23 protein-coding genes are annotated in these 19131 nt (G+C 65.3%); 18 read left to right on the top strand and 5 right to left on the bottom strand.

The window, feature by feature from the left end:
- Positions 1 to 111 precede the first annotated feature (111 nt).
- Complete coding sequence (locus Q0T48_RS04725) at positions 112 to 1062, bottom strand: YafY family protein (protein WP_295953119.1); 951 nt, start codon at positions 1060 to 1062, stop codon at positions 112 to 114.
- A gap of 79 nt (positions 1063 to 1141) precedes the next feature.
- On the opposite strand from Q0T48_RS04725, the gene Q0T48_RS04720 reads away from it, so the two are divergent.
- The 16 genes from Q0T48_RS04720 to Q0T48_RS04645 all read left to right on the top strand — a co-directional run bounded on the left by Q0T48_RS04720 (position 1142) and on the right by Q0T48_RS04645 (position 14659).
- Positions 1142 to 1777 (top strand): LysE family translocator, encoded by a 636-nt coding sequence (locus Q0T48_RS04720; RefSeq protein ID WP_295953116.1) that lies wholly within the window; start codon positions 1142 to 1144, stop codon positions 1775 to 1777.
- Between the two features lie 56 nt (positions 1778 to 1833).
- A complete protein-coding gene (locus tag Q0T48_RS04715) occupies positions 1834 to 2727 on the top strand; it encodes a phosphoribosylaminoimidazolesuccinocarboxamide synthase (protein WP_295953115.1) in 894 nt (297 codons plus the stop codon).
- 10 nt (positions 2728 to 2737) lie between these two features.
- Complete coding sequence (bioA, locus tag Q0T48_RS04710) at positions 2738 to 4102, top strand: adenosylmethionine--8-amino-7-oxononanoate transaminase (protein ID WP_295953112.1); 1365 nt, start codon at positions 2738 to 2740, stop codon at positions 4100 to 4102.
- Positions 4068 to 5288 carry an 8-amino-7-oxononanoate synthase gene (gene bioF / locus Q0T48_RS04705; protein ID WP_295953110.1) on the top strand — a complete coding sequence of 407 codons (1221 nt, stop codon included), beginning with the start codon at positions 4068 to 4070 and terminating at the stop codon, positions 5286 to 5288. Before bioA ends, bioF begins: the two co-directional genes overlap by 35 nt.
- The gene (bioD, locus tag Q0T48_RS04700) at positions 5281 to 5973 is read left to right on the top strand and encodes a dethiobiotin synthase (RefSeq protein ID WP_295953108.1); all 693 of its coding nucleotides are present in this window, start codon (positions 5281 to 5283) and stop codon (positions 5971 to 5973) included. The genes bioF and bioD overlap by 8 nt, the downstream gene beginning before the upstream one ends.
- Entirely contained in the window at positions 5970 to 6920 is a 951-nt protein-coding gene (locus Q0T48_RS04695; protein WP_295953106.1) for a hypothetical protein, read from the top strand. The genes bioD and Q0T48_RS04695 overlap by 4 nt, the downstream gene beginning before the upstream one ends.
- Positions 6806 to 7180 carry a cytochrome P450 gene (locus Q0T48_RS04690; protein WP_366887930.1) on the top strand — a complete coding sequence of 125 codons (375 nt, stop codon included), beginning with the start codon at positions 6806 to 6808 and terminating at the stop codon, positions 7178 to 7180. Before Q0T48_RS04695 ends, Q0T48_RS04690 begins: the two co-directional genes overlap by 115 nt.
- 60 nt (positions 7181 to 7240) lie before the next feature.
- Positions 7241 to 7822: a DJ-1/PfpI family protein gene (locus tag Q0T48_RS04685; RefSeq protein ID WP_295953104.1), complete on the top strand. Its 582-nt coding sequence runs from the start codon at positions 7241 to 7243 to the stop codon at positions 7820 to 7822.
- Positions 7823 to 7884: 62 nt separating this feature from the next.
- The gene (locus tag Q0T48_RS04680; protein WP_295953102.1) at positions 7885 to 8250 is read left to right on the top strand and encodes a ribbon-helix-helix domain-containing protein; all 366 of its coding nucleotides are present in this window, start codon (positions 7885 to 7887) and stop codon (positions 8248 to 8250) included.
- 59 nt (positions 8251 to 8309) lie between these two features.
- The gene (locus tag Q0T48_RS04675; RefSeq protein WP_295953099.1) at positions 8310 to 9164 is read left to right on the top strand and encodes a putative selenate ABC transporter substrate-binding protein; all 855 of its coding nucleotides are present in this window, start codon (positions 8310 to 8312) and stop codon (positions 9162 to 9164) included.
- Between the two features lie 62 nt (positions 9165 to 9226).
- Positions 9227 to 10054: an ATP-binding cassette domain-containing protein gene (locus tag Q0T48_RS04670; RefSeq protein ID WP_295953095.1), complete on the top strand. Its 828-nt coding sequence runs from the start codon at positions 9227 to 9229 to the stop codon at positions 10052 to 10054.
- The gene (locus Q0T48_RS04665) at positions 10045 to 10869 is read left to right on the top strand and encodes an ABC transporter permease (protein WP_295953091.1); all 825 of its coding nucleotides are present in this window, start codon (positions 10045 to 10047) and stop codon (positions 10867 to 10869) included. Before Q0T48_RS04670 ends, Q0T48_RS04665 begins: the two co-directional genes overlap by 10 nt.
- Complete coding sequence (gene phnE, locus Q0T48_RS04660) at positions 10866 to 11687, top strand: phosphonate ABC transporter, permease protein PhnE (RefSeq protein WP_295953089.1); 822 nt, start codon at positions 10866 to 10868, stop codon at positions 11685 to 11687. The genes Q0T48_RS04665 and phnE overlap by 4 nt, the downstream gene beginning before the upstream one ends.
- 354 nt (positions 11688 to 12041) lie before the next feature.
- Entirely contained in the window at positions 12042 to 12965 is a 924-nt protein-coding gene (locus Q0T48_RS04655) for a sugar ABC transporter substrate-binding protein (RefSeq protein WP_295953086.1), read from the top strand.
- Between the two features lie 12 nt (positions 12966 to 12977).
- The gene (locus Q0T48_RS04650; RefSeq protein ID WP_295953084.1) at positions 12978 to 13952 is read left to right on the top strand and encodes an aldo/keto reductase; all 975 of its coding nucleotides are present in this window, start codon (positions 12978 to 12980) and stop codon (positions 13950 to 13952) included.
- A gap of 2 nt (positions 13953 to 13954) precedes the next feature.
- Complete coding sequence (locus Q0T48_RS04645; protein WP_295953080.1) at positions 13955 to 14659, top strand: creatininase family protein; 705 nt, start codon at positions 13955 to 13957, stop codon at positions 14657 to 14659.
- Positions 14660 to 14769: 110 nt separating this feature from the next.
- On the opposite strand, the gene Q0T48_RS04640 is transcribed toward Q0T48_RS04645, so the two are convergent.
- Positions 14770 to 15834 carry a LacI family DNA-binding transcriptional regulator gene (locus Q0T48_RS04640; RefSeq protein ID WP_295953078.1) on the bottom strand — a complete coding sequence of 355 codons (1065 nt, stop codon included), beginning with the start codon at positions 15832 to 15834 and terminating at the stop codon, positions 14770 to 14772.
- A gap of 116 nt (positions 15835 to 15950) precedes the next feature.
- On the opposite strand from Q0T48_RS04640, the gene Q0T48_RS04635 reads away from it, so the two are divergent.
- Together Q0T48_RS04635 and Q0T48_RS04630 are read left to right on the top strand one after the other, a co-directional pair.
- Positions 15951 to 17000, top strand: coding sequence for a fatty acid desaturase (locus tag Q0T48_RS04635; protein ID WP_295953076.1), 1050 nt, complete (start codon positions 15951 to 15953; stop codon positions 16998 to 17000).
- Entirely contained in the window at positions 17000 to 17362 is a 363-nt protein-coding gene (locus Q0T48_RS04630) for a transposase (protein ID WP_295953073.1), read from the top strand. Before Q0T48_RS04635 ends, Q0T48_RS04630 begins: the two co-directional genes overlap by 1 nt.
- Positions 17363 to 17420: 58 nt before the next feature.
- On the opposite strand, the gene Q0T48_RS04625 is transcribed toward Q0T48_RS04630, so the two are convergent.
- From Q0T48_RS04625 to trxA, 3 genes are read right to left on the bottom strand one after another with little or no spacing between them, the layout of a single operon-like run.
- On the bottom strand, positions 17421 to 17840 hold the full coding sequence (locus Q0T48_RS04625) for a type II toxin-antitoxin system VapC family toxin (RefSeq protein ID WP_295953324.1): 420 nt from the start codon (positions 17838 to 17840) through the stop codon (positions 17421 to 17423).
- Positions 17837 to 18097: a type II toxin-antitoxin system Phd/YefM family antitoxin gene (locus Q0T48_RS04620; RefSeq protein ID WP_295953070.1), complete on the bottom strand. Its 261-nt coding sequence runs from the start codon at positions 18095 to 18097 to the stop codon at positions 17837 to 17839. Before Q0T48_RS04620 ends, Q0T48_RS04625 begins: the two co-directional genes overlap by 4 nt.
- A 46-nt stretch (positions 18098 to 18143) precedes the next feature.
- Complete coding sequence (gene trxA, locus Q0T48_RS04615; protein ID WP_295953068.1) at positions 18144 to 19103, bottom strand: thioredoxin; 960 nt, start codon at positions 19101 to 19103, stop codon at positions 18144 to 18146.
- Positions 19104 to 19131: the final 28 nt, after the last annotated feature.

Genomic DNA, 19131 nt, shown 5'->3' with positions numbered 1-19131 from the left:
GGCAAGGGCATTTTTTCAACATGAAAATTGCCACTTGTGCATATGGAACATGCATAAACAGCTATTTATTTTGATACCAAAAATCATAGCACAGCGCTAGTCTTGCCCCCTTTACGGAACCACCGCCGCCAGCTGCTGCAGGCGCTGCGCCAACGCCGACAAGGCCGCACGCAAGCCCGCTGGCTGGCGGATCTCGAAGCTAAACGGCAGGCGCGCCAGTTCGCGGGCAAACCAGTCAACGTCGTCGGCCTGGCTGTGCAGCATGATGCCGCCGTCGGCTGGGTGGAGCAGGCCGATGCTGTCAAACAGCGCCTTGCGCGCCGTCTCCATATCGGTGTACAGCAAGACCTCAATCTGGACCGCCCGGGGGATGCTGGCCACACCTAGCGCCAGATGGCGCACCGCGTCAAAGTTGGCCGGGGCCACAAAGCGGTGCGCACGCGACTCCACGGCCAGCACCCGGTCCAGCCGCAAAGAGCGCAACGCATCGCGCAGATGGCAGTAACCCACCACGTACCACCGGTGCCCCCGGTAGGCCAGGCCGTAGGGGTCGAAGTCGCGCTGCGTGGTCTCCAGGTGCGCCGAGCCGTAGCGCACATGCACTTGCTGGCACTGGTAGCAGGCCAGGCTGAAGGCCATCAGCGTCTGGCTGTCTTGTGCCATAGCGGATGGCTGGCGGTCCAGTGCCACGGTTTCACCCAAAGCCCGCACGCGCTGCTTCAGCGGGCCGGGCATGACCCGCTCCAGCTTGGCCTGCGCGCTTTCCACCGCCGCGCCCGCTACCGCCAGCCCACGGGCTGCCACCAGGCCCAAGGCGATGGCCAGCGCTTCGTCGTCGGTAAACACCATCGGCGGCAGCTTGAACCCGGGCATCAGGCTGTAGCAGCCGTAGCGCCCGCGCTCCGACAGCACGGGAATGCCCAGTTCTTCCAGCCGGCGGATGTAGCGCCGCAGCGTGCGCCCGTCCACCGCCAGGCGCTGGGCCAGGTCGGGGCCGCTCAGGCGGCCATGGGCCTGCAGGAACTCCAGCACGGTCAAGACGCGGGTGGTGGGTGAATACATGGCAGCAGTTTAATCAGGGCCAATACCGCCCGGATACGGTTTTAGAGTGGGGTATTACCACCCACCGAGACCCTGCACCATGACCCACTACGCCCACCTTTGGCTCTTCTTCTTGATGGTGTTCGGCATCATTGCCCTGCCCGGTATGGACATGGCCTTTGTACTGTCCAACGCCCTCGTCGGTGGGCGGCGCTCCGGCCTGTATGCGGTGGCGGGCATCGTGGCCGGTGGGGTATGCCATGTGGTGGCCGGGGTCCTGGGCTTGGGACTGGTGCTGCGCTGGGTGCCGGGCCTGCTGAACATCTTGTTGCTGGCCGGGGCAGCTTACATCGCCTGGATTGGCGTGGCGGTACTGCGCAGCCAGTCGGCCATGGGGCCCTTGCCTGCCGTCGGCACACCACCGCCGGGGGTGATTTTCCGCCGGGCCATGCTGACCTGCCTGATGAACCCCAAGGCGTATTTGTTCATGCTGGCGATCTTTCCGCAGTTTTTGCGCGTGGAGTACGGGTCGGTGTGGGTGCAGGCGGTGGTGTTGGGCGGCATCATCGCGCTGACGCAAACTGCGGTGTACGGCCTGTGGGCGCTGGCGGCGGGCAGTTCACGGGCCTGGTTGGAGTCCCGCCCGCGTACGGCAAACGCCATGGCCCGGGGCGTGGGCGGGGTGCTGGTACTGGGGGCCGTATGGACGGCGGTGCAGGGTTGGAACGCGGTTTGACGTGGCGTTTTACACTTTGGGGTTGCCCGGCCTAATTTCCTATTGAGAATTTCCCCATGACCACAGTCCACACTTCCTCCATCCACAGCCTGCCCCTGCTGGCGCGCGGCAAGGTTCGCGACAACTATGCCGTGGGGACCGACCGCATTCTGATGGTGGCCAGCGACCGCCTGAGCGCTTTCGACGTGATCCTGGGCGAGCCGATTCCCGGCAAAGGCATTTTGCTGACGCAAATGGCGCTGTTCTGGTTTGCCAAGCTGGGCCACATCTGCCCGAACCACCTGACGGGCGAAGCCCCCGAGAGCGCCGTTACCGCCGAAGAAGTGCCCCAGGTCACCGGCCGCTCCATGCTGGTCAAGCGCCTCAAGCCCCTGCCCATCGAAGCCGTGGTGCGCGGCTACCTGGCCGGAAGCGGCTGGAAGGAATACCAGGACAGCCAATCGGTCTGCGGCGTGCCGCTGCCTGCGGACCTGCGCAACGCCTCCAAATTGGCCGCCCCCATCTACACCCCGGCGGCCAAGGCGGCCGTGGGCGACCACGACGAAAACATCACTTTTGAACAAAGCGTGGCGGCCATCGGGGCCGACCTGGCCGGGCGCATCCGCGACTTGAGCATCCAGATCTATTCGGAGGCCGCCGCCTTCGCCCTGACCAAGGGCGTGATCATTGCCGACACCAAGTTCGAGTTCGGCCTGGACACCGATGGCACCCTGGTGCTGATGGACGAGGTGCTGACCCCCGATTCCTCGCGCTTCTGGCCGGTGGAAGGCTATGTCGAAGGCAGCAATCCCCCCAGCTACGACAAACAGTTCGTGCGCGACTGGCTGGAGCAAGTGCAGATCGACGGCAAGCCCTGGAACAAAACCCCTCCCGCCCCCCGCGTGCCAGCCGACGTGATCGCCAAGACCGCCGCCAAATACCAGGAAGCGCTGGAGCGGTTGACGGCGTAAGCCTGTAGCGATGACTTCCTCTCTCGTCACCCGCAGCCTGGCCCACATCTGGCACCCCTGCACCCAAATGCAGCGCGCCGCCGAGGTGCCGCCGCTGCCCATCGTGCGCGGCCAAGGGGTGTGGCTGTATGACGAGGACGGCCAGCGCTACTTCGATGCCATCAGCTCCTGGTGGGTCAATTTGTTTGGCCATGCGGATGCGCGCATCAACGCCGCCATCAAGGACCAGCTCGACACCTTGCCGCACGTGATGCTGGCGGGCTGCACCCACGCCCCGGCGGTGGAGCTGGCCGAGCGCCTCTCTGCCCGCACGGGCGGGGTGCTGGGCCACTGCTTTTTTGCCAGCGACGGCGCTTCGGCCGTGGAGATTGCGCTGAAGATGGCCTTCCACCACTGGCGCAACCGCGGTTTCACCGACAAGCGTGAATTCGTCTGCCTGCGCCAGGGCTACCACGGCGAAACCCTGGGCGCGCTGGCCGTGACCGACGTGCAAATCTTCCGCGATGCCTACGATCCGCTACTGATGCGCTCGCACCAGGTGATGTCGCCCGACGCGCGCCAGGCCCTGCCCGGCGAATCCGCCACTGACGTGGCCCAGCGCGCCGCCGCCGAGCTACAGGCTTTGCTAGAGGCTCGCCACGGCCAGATCGCCGCCATCATCCTGGAGCCGCTGGTGCAGGGCGCGTGCGGCATGGCCATGCACGACCCGGCCTATCTGCGCGCCGTGCGGGCGCTGTGCGATCGGTACCAGGTGCTGCTGATCGCCGACGAGATCGCCGTGGGATGTGGCCGTACCGGCACCTTCTTTGCGGTCGAGCAGGCAGGCATCTGGCCGGACCTGCTGTGCCTGTCCAAGGGCATCAGCGGCGGCTACCTGCCTTTGTCACTGGTGCTGTCGCGTGACAGTGTCTATGAGGCCTTTCTGGACGACAACGTGGCGCGGGGCTTTTTGCATTCGCACTCCTACACCGGCAACGCGCTGGCCTGCCGCGCCGCGCTGGCGGTGCTGGACCGGTTTGACCAAGATGGTGTCCTGGCCCACAACCGCCTGCAAGCGGCCACCCTCAGTGCCGCACTCGCACCTCTGCAAACAGACCCACGGGTAGAGAACTTCCGCCACATCGGCATGATTTGGGCCTTTGACGTGCGGGAATCCGTTGCCGGGCCGCGCTTTGCCGAGCGCTTCCACCTCGCAGGCCGCTCGCGCGAACTGCTGATCCGCCCGATTGGCCGCACCGTCTACCTGCTGCCGCCGTACTTGCTGGACGACGATCTGTCGCCCTGGCTGGCCCGCCAGGTCCTGGCCACACTGGACGACACCCTGAACCAAACCCCCACCGATGCTGATCGACCACCTGAACCGCCAACTGCGTGAGCGCGCCGACCAGGCCCTGACGCGTACGCGCCGCACCGCCGAGTCGCCCTGCGCGCCGCAGCAGCGCGTCGCCATAGGCAACCAGCCCAGCCGCGACCTGCTGGCGTTTTGCAGCAACGACTACCTGGGCCTGGCCCACCACCCCGCGCTGGTGGAGGCCCTGGCCGAGGGCGCACGCCGCTTTGGCGCGGGCAGCGGCGCATCGCATCTGGTCAGCGGCCACTCGCTAGCGCACGCCACGCTGGAAGCAGAGCTGGCCACCTGGATGGCCCCCTGTATCCCGGATGCCCGGGCGCTGTACTTTTGTACGGGTTATATGGCAAACATAGCCATAGCGCAGGCGCTATATGCGCATGACGCTATTATTTTTGCAGACAAGCTGAACCACGCCTCGCTGGTCGATGGCGCGCTGATGTCCAAGGCCAAACTGCACCGCTACGCCCACCGCAACCTGGCGGTGCTGGAGCGGCAACTCATGCAAAGCGATGCCCCCCTCAAGTTCATCGTCACCGACGCGGTCTTCAGCATGGACGGCGATCTGGCCGACCTGCCCGCCCTGCTGGCGCTGGCCGAGCGCTTCGATGCCTGGCTGGTGGTGGACGACGCGCACGGCTTCGGCGTGCTCGGCACCCAGGGCCGGGGCAGCCTGGCGCACTTCGGCCTGCGCAGCGAACGGCTGATTTACATGGGCACGCTGGGCAAGGCCGCGGGCGTGGGTGGGGCCTTTGTGGCCGCGCACCCCACCATCATTGAATGGCTGGTGCAAACCGCCCGGCCCTACATCTACACCACCGCCGCCCCGCCCGCCATCGCCCACGCGCTCAGCGCCAGCCTGCAACTGATCGCCGGGCCCGAGGGCGAACAGCGCCGCGCCCACCTGCAAGCGCTGATCCACCAGTTGCGCGGCGAGTTATCCAAATTGATAGCTGCCCACGCCCATCTGGGCTGGAGCCTGGCCGATTCGGCCACTGCCATCCAGCCGCTCATCGTGGGCAGCAACGCCGCCGCCCTGGCATTGTCTGCCGCGTTGGATGCGCAAGGCCTGTGGGTGCCCGCCATCCGCCCCCCCACCGTGCCCGTGGGCACGGCACGGCTGCGCATCACGCTCAGCGCCGCCCACAGCGCGCAGGACGTGCAGCGGCTGGTCGATGGACTGGCTGTGGCCGCGAAAGAATTGCATGCGTAGCGTGTTCATCACCGGCACCGACACCGAAGTCGGCAAAACCCGCTGCAGCGCGGCCCTGCTGCACTGGTGCGCCCAACAAGGCTGGCGCAGCGCGGGCTTCAAGCCGGTAGCGGCCGGGCTGGACGCAGACGGCGTGAACGAAGACGTGCAGATGCTGCGCGCCGCCGGTTCACTGCCTCTCACGAGCGCGGAAGTCGGCCCGCTGCAATTCCAGGCCGCCTGCGCCCCGCATATTGCGGCGGCGCTCGAAGGGCAAGTGATTGACATGGCCACGTTGGTGCAGCAAGCCCAAGCCCTGGCCGAGCGCGCCGATGTGCTGGTGGTGGAAGGCGTGGGCGGGTTCTGCGTCCCGTTAGGGCCTGACGTGGACACCGCCGATCTGGCCGTGGCGTTGGGCTACCCCGTCATTCTGGTGGTCGGCCTGCGCCTGGGCTGCATCAGCCACGCCCTGCTTACCGCAGAGGCCATCCGCGCCCGCGGCCTGCCGCTGCTGGGCTGGATCGCCAACACGGTCGACCCGCAGATGGCCCATCTGCAAGCCAATATCGACACCCTGCGCGTTGAGTTCCAACGCCGCCACCACGCACCCTGCCTGGGCGTGGTGCCGCGCCTGGCCGATGCCAGCCCGAGGGCCGCCGCAGCCTATCTGGATTTTGTGGCCCTGCACGAGATTTTTTCCGCATGAATGCCACCGCACCTTTCGTCGATGCCGCCTTTCTGGCCAACCCCTACCCGGCTTACCAGGCCTTGCGCGAGGCGGGGCCGCTGCACTGGAGCACCGAATTCTTCGGCGGTGCCTGGCTGCTGACCCGCCATGCCGACGTGGAGCAGGTGTTGCGCGACCCGCGTTTCTCGGCCCAGCGTACGGGCGGGTGGGTTACGAACCGGGAGGAAACCAAGGGCGAGCTGGCCGGTTTCCAGCAGCTGTTTGCCCGCGCCATGCTGTTCCTCGATGCGCCCGACCACACCCGCATCCGCAAGGTGCTCAACGCAGGCTTTAAACCCGCACAGATCCAGGCGCTGGAGCCGTTCATAGCCCAGACCGTGGCCGAGCTGCTGGACGCAGTGGGCGATGCGCCCCGTTTCGACTTCATGCAGGCGGTGGCCCGCCAGTTACCCACCCGCGTCATCGCCAAGATGATGGGCATCGAAGAGGCCGCCAACGCCGACTTCGCGGTCTGGTCCGACGACCTGGCGGTGTTTATCGGCGCGCCGCTGGCCACCCACCAGCAGGCCCGCCGCGCCCAGGCCAGTTTGCTGGCGATGGGCCGGTATTTCGAGAAATTAATCGCCGAACGCCGCCAGAATCCCGGTGACGATTTGGTCAGCCGCCTGCTGCAAGCCGAGGTCGATGGTGCGCTGCACAACCACGCCGAGCTGCTGGCCCAGTGCGCCATGCTCTTGTTTGCGGGCCACGAAACCACCCGCAACCTGCTGGCAACGGCCTGCAATCCCTGCTGGCCCACCCCGACCAGTGGCAGCGCCTGCAACAAGACCCCCGCCTGGTCCCCAGCGCCGTGCGCGAGCTGTTGCGCTTCGACAGCCCGGTGCAGTACACCGGCCGCCGCGTGGCCACCGAACTGCAACTCCACGGCCAGACCCTGCGCCGGGGCGACCTGGTGGTGCCGCTGATCGGTGCCGCCAACCGCGACCCGGCCCGCCACCCCGACCCGGACCGGCTGGATGTGGCGGGGCGCGACGGCGCGTCCATCTCCTTCGGCAGCGGTGCCCACGTCTGCATCGGGGCCCTGCTGACCCGCATCGAGGCCGAAATCACCTTCCGCCAGGTGCTGCAGCGCTGGCCGCATCTGCGCCTGGCCGATGGGTCACCGCAGTGGGCCGACAACCCCGCGTATCGGGGGCTGACCGCCTTGGATGTAGTAACCGGCTAACACCCACCGCCTCTTTTCGCTGCCCACAATGGTTTACCAACCACCCTTGAGGAGACCAGCATGGCAGCGAAAAAGATTCTGATGATTTGCGGCGACTACTGCGAAGACTACGAGACCATGGTGCCGTTCCAGGCGCTGCTGGCCGTGGGCCACACCGTCCACGCCGTGTGCCCCGACAAAAAGGCCGGGGACCATATCAAGACTGCCATCCACGACTTCGAAGGCGCGCAGACCTACAGCGAAAAGCCCGGCCACAACTTCACCCTGAACGCCACCTTCGCGAGCCTGGATGTCAGCAGCTACGACGCTCTCGTCATCCCCGGTGGCCGTGGCCCCGAGTACCTGCGCACCTACCCGGCGGTGGTGTCGGCGGTGAAGCATTTCTTTGAAACCAACAAGCCCGTGGCCGCCGTCTGCCACGGTGCCCAGCTGCTGGCCGGGGCCGGTGTCCTCAAGGGCCGCACCTGCTCCGCCTACCCGGCCTGCCGCATGGAAGTGGAGATTGCGGGTGGCACCTACGCCGAGATCGCCATCGACGCAGCCATCACCGAGGGCAACCTGGTCAGCGCCCCCGCCTGGCCCGCCCACCCGGCCTGGATTGCGCAGTTCCTGACCCTGCTGGGCACGCGTATCACCTTGTAATCCGCCATTGACGTTGCCGGTGCAGCCTCGGATGATGTGGGGCTGCATCAAGGGGAATTGCCATGTGCCAAGTATTTATAAGCGCCGACCCCCACCTCTATGACAGCCGCGCCCGCTCGGTGCGGCTGCACGGCGTGGCCACCAGCATCAAGCTGGAAAACCTGTTCTGGCAGGTGCTGGCCGAGATCGCCCAGCGCGACGGCATGGGCGTGCCGCAACTGTGCGCCAAGCTGTACGACGAGCTGGTGGCGCAGCGTGGCGAGGTGGATAACTTTGCCTCCTTTCTGCGCGTCAGCTGCGGCCGCTACCTGGCCTTGCAGCTGTCTGGCGGCATTCCGCAAGATGCCAGCATCTCCATCCGCAGCCTGAATGCCCAACAGGTGCTGGCCACCGAAGGGCACCGCAGCCTGTTGGCGCACGCGGCCTGAAGCCCGGGCGGCGGGAGCGCTGCGGTCTAATACGGGGTTTTCACCAACCCGTATCTGCCATGATCCGCTTCTCCTTCAAGACCGCCCTGACCGTTGCCGCTCTATGCTTTGCCGGTCTGTCCAGCGCCCAGCAGGTGCTGCGCATGACCGCCATTCCCGACGAAGCCCCCACCGAGCTGGCCCGCAAGGCCGCGCCGCTGGTCAAGTACCTGGAAGGCAAGCTGGCCATGAAGGTCGAGTTCACCCCGGTGAGCGACTACGCGGCGGCGGTCGAGGCGCTGGTCAACAAGCAGGTGGACGTGGCCTGGTTTGGCGGCTTTACCTTTGTGCAGGCGAATGTGCGCTCGGGTGGCAAGATCATCCCGCTGGTACAGCGCGAGGAAGACGAGAAATTCCGCTCGGTCTTCATCACTGCCGACCCCGCCATCAAATCTCTGGCCGACCTGAAAGGCCACACGCTGAGCTTCGGCGCACCGTCCAGCACCTCCGGCCATCTAATGCCGCGCAGCTTTTTGCTCGATGCCAAGGTGGACCCCGACAAAGACCTGAAACGCGTGGCCTTCTCGGGTGCGCACGATGCCACCATCGCCGCAGTGGCCGCGGGCAAGGTGGACGCGGGCGCGCTCAACATCTCGGTGTGGGACAAGTTCGTGGCCGACAAAAAGGTCGATACCGCCAAGGTCCACGTGTTCTACACCACCCCGCCGTACTTCGACTACAACTGGAGCGTGCACGCCGACATGCCGGTCGCCCTGCGCGAAAAGCTGGCCAAGGCCTTTCTGGATCTGAACAGCAACACCCCCGAAGGCAAAGAAGTGCTGGAGCTGCAACGCGCCACCCGCTTCCTCCCCACCCAGCCCGCCAACTACAAGGGCATCGAAGCGGCCGCCCGCAGCGCTGGTTTGCTGAAATAAGCTGCACTATCAAATAAATAGCTTCTTGCGTAGGTAGCATATACGCTAGAGGCACTTTTTATATGCAACTTCAACTTCTGGCTGCCTCGGCCCGCCACCCTGCAGCTGCTGCGCACGCCCCTGCCGCCCTGCGCGGTGTCAAGCTGGCGCTGGCCGCCGGGGACCAGGTGGCGGTGATCGGGCCGTCGGGCGCGGGCAAGACCACGCTGCTGCACCTGCTGGGCTGCGCGCTGCGGCTCAGCCAAGGGCAGGTGCTGCTGGACGGGCGCGACCCCTGGGCGCTGCCGCGCGCCCAGCTGCAAGGCCTGCGCCGCCAGCTGTTCATCGCCCCGCAGGTGCCACCGCTGCCGCCACGCCAGCGGGTCGTCACTGCCGTGCTGGCCGGGCAGCTGCCATCCATGGGGCTGTGGCGCAGCGTGCGCAGCCTGTTCTACCCGGTGGACATTCCGGCGGCCGAGGCGGCGCTGGCGCAGTTCGACCTGGCCGACAAGCTGTTTGAGCGGGTGGACCGCCTGTCGGGCGGCGAACGCCAGCGCGTCGGCCTGGCGCGGGCGCTGGTGGCCGATGCCCGGCTCTGGCTGGTGGACGAGCCCCTGTCGGCCCTGGACCCGGCCCGCGCCGAGCAAGCCATGCTGGCGTTGACGCAAGCCGCCCAGGCGCGTGGCACCACGCTGGTGGCCAGCCTGCACCACGTGGACATGGCGCTGGCGCATTTCCCGCGCATCCTGGGCCTGCGCGCGGGGGCCATCGTGTTCGACCTGCCCGCCGCACAGGTCAGCCGCGAACGCCTGCACAGCCTGTACGCCCAGCACCTGGACGAGCTGACCGGGCCTGCGCCGGAGCCATCGCTGCCGCTGGTTACTGCTCCGGTGGTGATGCATTGCCGCTGAATCCAACCCTGCGCGACCCGGCCTGGCACAGCCGCCTCTGCTGGCTGCTGGCCGCCGCCGTGCTGCTCTGGCCGCTGCTGGTGCTCACCGAGTTCCAGCCCTGGGTGCTGCTGCAGCCCGACAGCCTGCGGCCCACGCTGCGCTTCGTGGGCGACTTCTTTCCGCCCAAGCTGGAGCCCGCGTTTCTGTGGACCGTGGCCCTGGAAACCTGGCGCACCGTGGCGATGGCGACGGCGGGCATCACCCTGGCGCTACTGCTGGCCGTGCCGCTGACGCTGCTGTCGGTGCGGGTGCTCTCGATTTCGGCGCTGACCGGACGCATGGCTCCATGGGGCGCGGCTGTACGGCTGGCGGTGCGCTGGCTGCTGGTGCTGCTACGCAGCGTGCCCGAACTGGTCTGGGCGCTGGTGTTTGTGCGCGTGGTGGGCCTGGGCCCCACCTCGGGCGTACTGGCGATTGCGCTCACCTACGCAGGCATGCTGGGCAAGGTCTACGCCGAGATTCTGGAATCCGGTGAGCCCGCCGCCACCCAGGCCCTGCTGCGCCATGGCACTGGGCGGCTGCAGGCCTTTTTCTACGGCCTGCTGCCGCAGAACGCGGGCGAGCTGACCAGCTACACCGTCTACCGCTGGGAATGCGCCATCCGCTCGTCGGCCGTGCTGGGCTTTGTGGGCGCGGGCGGGCTGGGCCAGCACATGGACGCATCGATGAAGATGTTCAACGGCTCCGAGGTCAGCACCATGCTGCTGGTGTTCATGGGCCTGGTGTGGCTGGCGGATTGCACCAGTGCGTGGTTGCGGAAGGGGCTCGCATGAAGACGGCGGCGAACGAAACCTACAAGCTGCCGCCCGCGCTGTTCCACTCCCGTTCCAAGGCCCTGTGGTTCGCCATCGCCGTGGTGGCGCTGGTGGGGGCCAGCTTTGCCACGCTGGACTTGCAGTGGGCGAAATTTTTGTCTGCTGACGCACTGCGCCGCATGGGCCGCTTTGTGGCCGAGCTGCTGGTGCCCAACACCGCACCCGCCTTTCTGCGCAAGCTACTGACTGCCACGCTGGAGACCCTGGCCATGTCGGCCCTGGGTACGCTGCTGGCGGTGGTCTGCGGTCTGGCGCTGGCCCTGCCCGCCAGCAAAACCCATGCGGATGACCACGCCCTGTGGCGCGGCCCCACGCGGGCGCTGCTGAACGCGCTGCGCAGCATCCCCGAGCTGGTCTGGGCCACGCTGCTACTGGTCTCCGCCGGGCTGGGGCCGTTCGCCGGGACGCTGGCGCTGGCGCTGCACACCACCGGCGTGCTGGGCCGTTTGTTTGCCGAAAGCCTGGAGAACGCCCCCGACGGCCCGGCCCAGGCCGTGCGGGCACGCGGCGTGGGCGCAATACCAGTGCTGCTCTACGCCAGCCTGCCCCAGGTGCTGCCGCAGTTGGTCAGCTACACCCTGTACCGCTGGGAAAACAATATCCGCGCCGCCGCCGTGCTGGGCGTGGTGGGCGCGGGCGGCCTGGGCCAGATGCTGGCCTTCCACATGGGCCTGTTCCAGATGCCCGAGACCAGCGCGGTGCTGGTGGCCATGCTGGTGCTGGTGGCGCTGGTGGACGGGTTGAGCAGCGGCGTGCGCTGGGTCTTGATGCGCTAGGCGGGAATGTCTATTCGGCGGGTTAATCGCCAGATGGATTAACCCCAGGCAGTTAGGCGAATATGTCAACTAACTAACTGTGCGATAAATAGGATTATATTTTCCTCGCCCGGATAATGCCCTTTGCATAACGACCGACCTACCCCAATGCCCCGCCCCGCAAGCCTAACGGCCCAGTGGAAAAGCCGATCCGGCAGGCCTTGAAAAAACTAACTCCCACAGATTTTTTCCGCCCAAAATTAATAAAAGAAATTTATTTCTCTCAGATTAACTACTTAGAAAATTTATTCAACTTGGTGTTTAAAGTAGCGGCGTGTTGATAAACCCCCCAGCCACCACCAGGAAATTTTTAAAATGAAAAAACTCATCCTCGCCGCCGCCGTTACCGCCGCTGTACTGACCCCCTTCGCCGCCCAGGCCCAAAAGATCGGTCTGGCCATGGCCAACCAGGAAACCTTTCTGGCCTACATGTCCGATGCGCTACTGGCCCAAGCCAAAACCGTCGGGGCCAGCGTGCAAATGGAATCCGCCGACAACGACATCAGCAAACAGCTCAACCAGATCCAGAACTTCATCACCCAAAAGGTAGATGCCATCATCGTCAATCCGGTGGATACCGATGCCACCACCAAAATGACCAAGATGGTGACCGATGCCGGCATCCCCCTGGTCTATGTGAACCGCAAGCCGGTGGACTTTGACAAACTGCCGAAGAACGTGGCCTTTGTGGCGTCGGACGAAAAAGTCTCGGGCACCCTGCAAACCCAGGAAGTCTGCCGTGTGATGAAGGGCAAGGGCAATATCGTGGTGCTGATGGGCGAGTTGTCGAACGAAGCCGCCCGCACCCGCACCAAGGACATCGAGGAGGTGCTGGCCACCAAGGAGTGTTCGGGTATCAAGATCCTGGACAAGCGCGAAGCCACCTGGCTGCGCACCAACGCCACGGACATCGTCTCGAACTGGATCACCGCCGGGCTGAAGTTTGACGCCATCATCGCCAACAACGACGAAATGGCCATTGGCGCGATCCAGGCCCTGAAATCCAGCAAGCGCTGGACACCCGATTACATGGTCGCCGGTATCGATGCCACGCCCGATGCCCTGGCCTCCATGAAAGCGGGCGACCTGAAGGTCTCCGTGTTCCAGAACGCCGGTGGTCAGGGCCGGGGCTCGCTGGATGCAGCCCTCAAGCTGATCAAAAAGCAGCCAGTGGACCGCTTTGTGAACATCCCGTTTGAGCTGGTTACGCCCGCCAACCTGGCCAAATACGCGAAGTAAGGCACACCCACGATGCGCTACCGCGACTTTGGCCGCACCGGCTGGAAGGTGAGTGAGGTGGCCTTTGGGGCTTGGCAGATCGGTGGCGACTGGGGCGCGGTAGACGACATGCGTTCCATCGACACCCTGCTGTACGCCTTTGAAAAAGGCATCAACTTTGTCGATACCGCCGAGCTGTACGGCAAGGGCCACAGCGAGGAAGTCATTGGCCGGGCGCTGCTGGCCTGGCAGGGCAACAAAATCTATGTCGCCACCAAGGTGCAACCCATCCAGTGGCCGCGCCCGGACGACGACCACCCGGCCATGCGCGGCCGCTACCCCGACTGGTATCTGCGCGACAGCGTAGAAAAGTCGCTGAAGCGCCTGGGCGTGGAGCGGCTGGACCTGCTGCAACTGCACAGCTGGATGGGCGACGGCCTCTACGCGCTGGACTGGCTGGAGAGCCTGAACCGCCTGCGCGCCGAGGGCAAGATCGACAAAATCGGCGTGTCCCTGCGCGACTTCCGGCCCGACGAGGGCATAGACCTGGCCCGCTTCGGCCTGGTGGATGCCATCCAGGTGGTCTACAACCTGTTTGAGCAGCGCCCGCGCCACGGCCTGTTTGCGGCAGGCGAGCAGACCGCCACCGCCTTCATCGCCCGGGTGCCGCTGGACTCTGGCGCGCTGGTGGGCCACTGGGCCGCCGACACCTACGCGGGCTGGGCCCCCGGCTCGGTACCGCACACCATGTTCCGCGAGGGCCGGTTTGCCGAGACCCTGGCGCGGGTCAACCAGCTCAAAAAGCTCTGCGCGCCCTACTACCCCACACTGGCCGAGGCGGCGATGCGCTACGTGCTGGATTCCAAGCAGGTGTCCACGCTGATCCCCGGTATGCAAACCCGCGCCGAGGTGGACATGAACCTGGTGTATTCCGACGGCCAGGCCTTCCCCCCGGAGCTGCTGGCCCAATTGCGTGAGCACCTGTGGATTCGAAACTACTACCAATGAGCATGCACCAATTAGAGCTTTTGCGGCCGCACGAAATCCGCGCCGAGCTGGCCCGCGCCTCCCGCGTCTACCTGCCGCTGGGCACCATCGAATGGCACTGCGAGCATTTGCCTGTGGGGCTGGACGCACTCACCGCCCACGGCGTGTGCCTGCGTGCCGCCCAGCGCAGCGGCGGTGTGGTCTACCCCACGCTGCACTACGGCACCGGCGGCGGCCACGGCATCTACCCCTGGACGGTGATGATGGAAACCGGCTCGGAGATCGTCGCCCAGCTGCGCAAAACCCTGGCCCGGCTGGAAGTCTTTGGCGTGGCCCAGGCGGTGCTGTTCACCGGCCACTTTGCCGACGAGCAAATTGCCATGGTGCGCCAGCTCGCCCAGGACTGGCAGACCGAAGGCCACGCGCTGCAGGTGCAGGCGCTGTCCATCAACATGCTGCCCCACCCGCCCATCGCCCCCGACCACGCCGGCCCGTTCGAGACCACGCTGCTGCACGCCCTGTGGCCCGAGCGCGTGGACATAGCCCAGCTGCCGCCCAAACCCGTGCGCACCGGCAACATCGAAGAAGACGGCTGGGGCCCGCAGCGCCACGTGCAAGGCCACCCGCTGTGGGGCGTGGTAGGCCCGGACCCGCGCGACTTCGACCCCGCACGCGGCTCGGAGCTGCTGGAAGCGGTGGTGGCCTGGCTGGTGGAAGAAGTGGCCTGAATCGGAGTTTTCAGGCCATTTTTTGAGCATTAAATAGGCTTCTAGCGTAATCACTACCTACGCGAGTAGCTATTAAAAGCTGCATTAAATACGATAGCAAGGCCCTGGGCTCACACGCTCTCGGGCAGGTGGATGTCCATGGGCACCAGCACCTGCCGCACGCCCGCCGTGGGTTGCACCACCGCCTCGGCCATCTGGGCTACCAGTTCGCGGCATAGCTGGGGCAGCGGGTGCGATAACACCGCCGCAAAGTGCCGGTGGATCAGCCCCGCGCGGGTCACGGGCGTGAGCTCGGTGCCGATGCCCACGACGCGCTGGGCGCCCCGGTTGCGCTGGCGGCGCTGTTCCAGCGCCTTGAGCACGCCTTCAATGCCGCTGCCACCCATGTAGAAACCCACCAGGTCGGGGTGGCTGTCCAGCAGCTCGTGGGTGCGCTCTTCGCCGTAGGCATCGCTTTCCAGCGTGGAAATGGTTTCCAGCAGATCGAAGTCCGGCGCATGCTCGCGCATGTACGAGCGCAGGCTGATCTCGCTCAGCTCCTGGCACTGGAAGCGGTGGCTGCCGACAAAAATCGCTACCGGGCCGGGGGCGTGGGCCAGCTCGGAAATCAGCCAGGCCGCCGTGCGCCCGACCCGGCGGTTGTCCAGCCCGGCATAACCGGCGCGCAAGGGCGAACTCAGGTCCGAGATCAGCCCGAACACCGGCACCTGGCGCTGGTGCAGGGCCTCGATAGCGTTGTTGACCAGCGCGTGGTCTGCCGTGACCACCGCGATCGCATCCACCCGCTGGCCCAGGTCGGCCAGGTGCTCGGCCACGCATTCGGGGGTTTGGTCCTTCAGGTACTCCACCACGGCGCGGCCCCGCAGCGTGGGGCAGTCTTGCGTGGCCTGGGCCAGCGCGGCGGCCAGGCCCCGGTAGAACACCGCGTTGGGCAGTTGCAGCAAAAACCCCAGCGTCAGGCGCGGGCGCACATCGCGCAGGCGCTCGGTAATCACCCCCGCCGCATAAAAGCCCAGGGCTTCGGCGGATGCGCGGATGCGCTGGGCCGTGTCTTCGCGCACATTGCTGCGGCCATTCAGCACCCGGTCGACAGTGGAGCGGCTGTGCCCGCAGTGGCGGGCGACATCGTCCATGGTGGGGCGGCGGGACGGGGAAGAGGGGATTTTGCTTGACATGTTTGTGTCAAAAATAGGTTTTAGTTTGACACATTATGGGGCAGAAACAGCGCTGGCAGTACCCAAAAAAGGCCGCCGCCCGTAGCATCCACCCACGCCAAAACGGAGACAAAAACATGCCCACCACACCTTATTCGCGCTATGCCTTGCGAGACGACCAAGCGCCTACCGGCGATTTGCGCCGGGAGGAATTCGAATCCGAAGTCAGCGCCCGCTGGTTCACCCCGCAGATCGACCGCAAGCTCTTGAAACAGCTTATGAAACGCTCTGACACAGAGTCGGTGTGGAACTACGGCCTGTGGATAGCCCTGCTGGTGGCCAGCGGCGTGACCGGCTTCGTCACCTGGGGGACGTGGTGGGCCGTGCCCTGCTTCTTGGTGTATGGCGTGCTGTATTCCACCAGCGACCACCGGGCGCACGAGCTGTCGCACGGCACACCGTTCAAAACCCGCTGGCTGAACGAGGCGCTGTACCACCTGAACGCCTTCATGACCCTGCACGAAGGCCACTACTGGCGCTGGAGCCACACGCGCCACCACACGCACACCATCATCGTCGGCAAAGACCCGGAAATCGCCTTCCCGCGCCCGGCCAACCGGCTCTACGCGCTGCTGGATTTCTTCTTTTTGAAGTCCGGCGTGGTGCTGCTGCGTGACATTGCCTTGCAGGCGGTGGGCCGTATCAGCCCCGACGGTGAGCATTTCATCCCCACCAGCGAACGCAGCAAGGTCATCCGCTCGGCGCGCATCTTTCTACTGGTGTTTGCCGCGGTGATCGCCGCGTGCTTTGCCACCCACAGCATCCTGCCCGCGATGTACATCGTGCTGCCGCGCTTTTACGGTGGCTTCTTTGCCCAGTTTTTCAACGCCACCCAGCACACCGGCCTGGCCGAAGACGTGTACGACCACCGCCTGAACACCCGCACCTTTGTGACCAACCCGGTGTTCCAGTGGCTGTACTGCAATATGAACTTCCACATCGAGCACCACAGCCTGCCCATGGTGCCCTGGCACCAGTTGCCGAAGCTGCACGAGGCCATCAAGACCCAGTGCCCGCCGGTTTATCCCAGCGTGTGGGCCGCCTGGGCCGAGATTCTGCCCGCCCTGCAGCGCCAGGCAGTGGATGCCAGCTTCCAGGTCACCCGGCCCGTCCCCGGAGCCGTGTAATGGCCACCCCCGGCCCCCAAAAAATCCACCGTTACGGCAGCGCCTTCAAGCTGCAGGCGGTGCAGATGAGCCAACAAAGCGGCGTGCGCATCAAGGACGTGGCAGCCACGCTGGCGATCCACCCGTTCATGCTGTCCAAATGGCGCAAGCAGGTGCGCGACGGCGAGCTGGTCGGTCTGCCCGCGCCGGTGGATACGCAGGCGGTGGTGGAGCTGCAGCGCCTGTGCGCCATGGAGCAGCAATTCAAGCGCCTGCAACAGGAGCACGAACTGCTAAAAAAAGCCATCCGGTTTGCTTTCGATCCAAAGCCGAAGTCTTTCGCTTTATCGGAGCAAACCGGGACACCCATTCTGTGCAACTGATGTGCCAGTACTACCAGGTGACGCGGGCGGGGTACTACGCGTGGTGTAAGCGGGGGGCCTAAGCATGGCTCCAGGGGTTGAAAACCCGTACCCCCGTAGGCGCAAAGTCGGCCACATTGCGGGTGGCCACCGCCATACCGTGGACCAGGGCCGTGGCCGCGATCAATGCATCGCGCTCGGCGCGCGGATCGGGCACGTGCAGACCGGCGCAGCGTAACGCCACCGGGGTGTCTACCGTGAAGATACGGCCTTCAAACCGGGGTAGTACCGCATCCACTAGCCAAGCGCGCAAGACCGCGCCCTGGGCGGCATCGCGGCGCTCCATCAACAAAACGCCCAGCTCCAATTCCAGCACCGTGATCGCAGACAAATAAAAGTGTGCCAGCGGAGTGGCCACCGCCCATGCCAGTACCTGCGGGTTGGCTTTGTCGGGGCGGCGCAGTTCCGAGACGACGTTGGTGTCCAGCACAAACATCAGGACAGGTCCGCGGCGCGGTACAGGCCACCGGCCCGGGGCGGCTCAAAGTCGAAGTCAGGCACCGTAGACGGTGGCTGGGCCAGCGCCTCGGCCAGGGTGACCTGCGCGCCCGTCAACCGGCGGTAGTCCTCCATGCTCAGCAGCACATGCGCGGGCCGCCCCCGGTCGGTGATGAACACCGGGCCGGTACGGGTGCATTTCTTGGCGCGGCTAGCATCCTGGTTGAATTCGCGGCTGGTGAGGGTGGTAACAGTCATGGCAACACCTCAAAATAACAATGATGTGATGTTACTACAATGCCGATTAATTCAGCATCATGCTCAAGCGCCGACGGTAGGTTGCCACCAGCAGCGCCTGCGGGTCTTGCTCGGTCACCGACTTGCCGGAGATTTCGATGCCGCCTGCCGTCTTGTTGCCTGCGTCGGCGCTGGCCTTGGGCTTGGGCGGGGTGAGCAGCTCCAGGATGGCAATGAAGACCTTGCGCGGGGCTTCGTCGTTCCACTTTTTGTCGCGCATGATGATTTCCAGCAGCTCGTCCATGGCGGCGGTCCATTCGCCCTGGGCCATCAGGATGCGGCCTTTGGCGAAGCGGGCGTCGAAGTCACGTTTGTTAGCGGCAATTTTTACGTCTAATTCGGCAATAGCGTTGGTATCTTCTAGGCTGTTAGCTGCGAAATTGAGAGCATCAATCCACTGCGACAGGGCTTCAAAGCGCAGCTGCGAGGGGATGTACTTCAGCGTGGGTTGCAGCGCGGCTTCGGCTTCTTCCAGGTGGCCGGCCTGGGTCAGCAGGCGCACGTAGTCAAAGCGGGTGTCGTCGTTGGCCGGGTCCAGCGCCAGGGCTTCGTGCAGCTTGTACAGGGCGGCATCGGTGTTGCCCTCTGCGGCCAGGGCCAGGGCTTGTTCGGCCTCGCTAGGCTCGGCTTGCAGCGGCTCACCTGCGGGCACATGCTTGTCCAGAAATTCCTTGACCTTGCCCTCGGGCAGCGCGCCCTGGAAGCCGTCCACCGGCTGGCCGTTGACCACCAGAATGCAGGTGGGGATGCTGCGGATGCCGAAGGCTTCGGCCAGTTGCTGCTCTTGGTCAGAGTCGATCTTGACCAGCTTGAAGCGGCCCGCGTAATCCGCCTCGACCTTCTCTAGCAGCGGGCCGATGACCTTGCAGGGCTCGCACCACGGAGCCCAGAAATCGACCAGCACCGGGGTGGTCATGGAGGCGGCAATGACCTCGGTTTCAAAGTTGGCAAAGGTGACGTCGATCATTTTGGGGTTGCCGTAGAGGCAAAAAGTA

This window comes from Rhodoferax sp., from assembly GCF_025354435.1.
In the GTDB taxonomy this organism is placed as follows: domain Bacteria; phylum Pseudomonadota; class Gammaproteobacteria; order Burkholderiales; family Burkholderiaceae_C; genus Rhodoferax_B.
Note: the sequence above shows the minus strand (reverse complement) of the source record. Positions and strands in the feature narration are given on the sequence as shown.

Bases quoted from the DNA above. Each gene is read 5' to 3' on its own strand.
- Q0T48_RS04720 (WP_295953116.1), top strand. From the start codon at position 1,142: ATGACCCACTACGCCCACCTTTGGCTCTTCTTCTTGATGGTGTTCGGC.
- Q0T48_RS04635 (WP_295953076.1), top strand. From the start codon at position 15,951: ATGCCCACCACACCTTATTCGCGCTATGCCTTGCGAGACGACCAAGCG.
- trxA (WP_295953068.1), bottom strand. From the start codon at position 19,103: ATGATCGACGTCACCTTTGCCAACTTTGAAACCGAGGTCATTGCCGCC.
- Q0T48_RS04670 (WP_295953095.1), top strand. From the start codon at position 9,227: ATGCAACTTCAACTTCTGGCTGCCTCGGCCCGCCACCCTGCAGCTGCT.
- bioD (WP_295953108.1), top strand. From the start codon at position 5,281: ATGCGTAGCGTGTTCATCACCGGCACCGACACCGAAGTCGGCAAAACC.
- Q0T48_RS04650 (WP_295953084.1), top strand. From the start codon at position 12,978: ATGCGCTACCGCGACTTTGGCCGCACCGGCTGGAAGGTGAGTGAGGTG.
- Q0T48_RS04675 (WP_295953099.1), top strand. From the start codon at position 8,310: ATGATCCGCTTCTCCTTCAAGACCGCCCTGACCGTTGCCGCTCTATGC.
- bioA (WP_295953112.1), top strand. From the start codon at position 2,738: ATGACTTCCTCTCTCGTCACCCGCAGCCTGGCCCACATCTGGCACCCC.
- Q0T48_RS04640 (WP_295953078.1), bottom strand. From the start codon at position 15,834: ATGTCAAGCAAAATCCCCTCTTCCCCGTCCCGCCGCCCCACCATGGAC.
- Q0T48_RS04630 (WP_295953073.1), top strand. From the start codon at position 17,000: ATGGCCACCCCCGGCCCCCAAAAAATCCACCGTTACGGCAGCGCCTTC.
- Q0T48_RS04655 (WP_295953086.1), top strand. From the start codon at position 12,042: ATGAAAAAACTCATCCTCGCCGCCGCCGTTACCGCCGCTGTACTGACC.
- Q0T48_RS04685 (WP_295953104.1), top strand. From the start codon at position 7,241: ATGGCAGCGAAAAAGATTCTGATGATTTGCGGCGACTACTGCGAAGAC.
- bioF (WP_295953110.1), top strand. From the start codon at position 4,068: ATGCTGATCGACCACCTGAACCGCCAACTGCGTGAGCGCGCCGACCAG.
- Q0T48_RS04680 (WP_295953102.1), top strand. From the start codon at position 7,885: ATGTGCCAAGTATTTATAAGCGCCGACCCCCACCTCTATGACAGCCGC.
- Q0T48_RS04620 (WP_295953070.1), bottom strand. From the start codon at position 18,097: ATGACTGTTACCACCCTCACCAGCCGCGAATTCAACCAGGATGCTAGC.
- Q0T48_RS04715 (WP_295953115.1), top strand. From the start codon at position 1,834: ATGACCACAGTCCACACTTCCTCCATCCACAGCCTGCCCCTGCTGGCG.
- Q0T48_RS04725 (WP_295953119.1), bottom strand. From the start codon at position 1,062: ATGTATTCACCCACCACCCGCGTCTTGACCGTGCTGGAGTTCCTGCAG.
- Q0T48_RS04695 (WP_295953106.1), top strand. From the start codon at position 5,970: ATGAATGCCACCGCACCTTTCGTCGATGCCGCCTTTCTGGCCAACCCC.
- Q0T48_RS04645 (WP_295953080.1), top strand. From the start codon at position 13,955: ATGCACCAATTAGAGCTTTTGCGGCCGCACGAAATCCGCGCCGAGCTG.
- phnE (WP_295953089.1), top strand. From the start codon at position 10,866: ATGAAGACGGCGGCGAACGAAACCTACAAGCTGCCGCCCGCGCTGTTC.